This is a genomic window from Winogradskyella alexanderae (assembly GCF_020166335.1).
In the GTDB taxonomy this organism is placed as follows: domain Bacteria; phylum Bacteroidota; class Bacteroidia; order Flavobacteriales; family Flavobacteriaceae; genus Winogradskyella; species Winogradskyella alexanderae.
In genome coordinates this window covers 1-1534 of record NZ_JAIUJR010000034.1, presented here as the reverse complement: position 1 = coordinate 1534, position 1534 = coordinate 1, and the positions used below count along the sequence as shown (strand labels likewise).

Annotated in this window: 1 protein-coding gene; it reads right to left on the bottom strand. The window is 37.0% G+C overall.

The window, feature by feature from the left end:
- Positions 1-125: 125 nt before the first annotated feature.
- On the bottom strand, positions 126-1534 hold a 1409-nt coding region (locus tag LBU54_RS15250), incomplete at its 5' end, for a S41 family peptidase (RefSeq protein WP_224531980.1).

The window sequence follows — 1534 nt, the reverse complement described above, 5'->3', positions numbered from 1 at the left end:
AAGTCAGCTTTAGCTGAATGTGCTCTAACGGTCTGGCTATGCGCAGTATCCCGAAGGGTGTTGCGTATAGGTGTTGTTGGGCGTAGTTATGTGATAGTTCATCTTTTAGAAAATTTAGACCCAATCTAATCGCCAATTATATAATCGAGTACAGAATCTCTACCATTAAAATAATCACTAAAGCTAAGGGAGATTTTCTTATCCAGATCCAGATTACCAGCTGGAAAACTATCAAAGTAAGCAATCCAGAAACATTTACTTAAATCATGGCAGCCATTTCCCCAGTCATTAAATGCTGTCCATATTCTTGGAGATATTCTGGAGTTGGGAAGTGTCATTTTTACGCCTCCATCTGCCCAAAACTGCATTCTATCTCCAACCTTTTCACCTACAATGATCGCCTTTTCTCCCAGTGTATATTTTGCATAAGAAGCAGTGATCAATCCGGCTGAAAAAGTATCGTGACCAGTAATGATCCAGCATTTTTGATCATCTCTGAGATAGTCATTCATTGAGCGGATAAATGGCCATGGTAAATGATAATTATCTCCTCCTGGATTAAACCTAAGATCGAAAACAATCTGATTAGGTTGTTTTTCTTTCATTTCCTCACTTACCAGTTTGAGATACTTGCCAAGATGTCTTTCGTCTGTATTGTAATTATCATTTATTTGTACATATAGAGTTTTATTGATGAACTCATGATGAACGTTTCGATATATATTCTTTATGGTTAATGAATTATGCTTCTCCGATTTACATGACTTCCACTTTGTGTTGTTGATCTTTGAATACGGATTTAGCCAGTAAGGAACCCAATATCCAGGAATTTCCTTTTCCTCCTCCAAAGCAAAAACATCATGAGTCTGAACATTACCATTGTCATCTTCTATCGATATTTGAATCGAATCAGAACTCTCACTTAATCCAATTGCATGCATAATCTCAGGTGATATAAAATAAAGTGGGCTGCGGGCCTTTAGACTTTCGACAGTGCCGCCATACCAGGGTTTCATTTTTATAAGAAGCTCTTCTGGAGGTATTCCATTGAAACTCAATATTCGCTTCCCAAGAAATTGTTCATAACCCTCCATAGAAAGAATCGTATATAATCCTTCTTTAAACCAATAGACCCTGAGGGGTATATTGTTTAATCTCCTAGCTCTTGCCCCAGCACTAATGTTCGTATGCCCATTATCTGCAAATGCCAGAGCTCTTGCAACTTCCATTTCAAATGCTGCCTGTGACAGAGGTAGTCTTCTTTTTACATGGTCGATCCGGGAAAAAAAAGAATCTCGCTTAATCTGAGTATCAAAACTTCTATCATAATCGGGATATAGTGCTAAATATTCAAGGTCTTGTTGCTGATCTTCCAAAATATTCCTTGGTTCACTAAATGTATGATCAGGAGGACTAACAACAAATCGCTTATAGAAAGCAAATCCAAAAATTACAATAATTAGAATTAATGAAGTTATTGACCACAATGCTATTTTTAACCATTTTTTCATTTTCATTAGATTACGCCCAACGG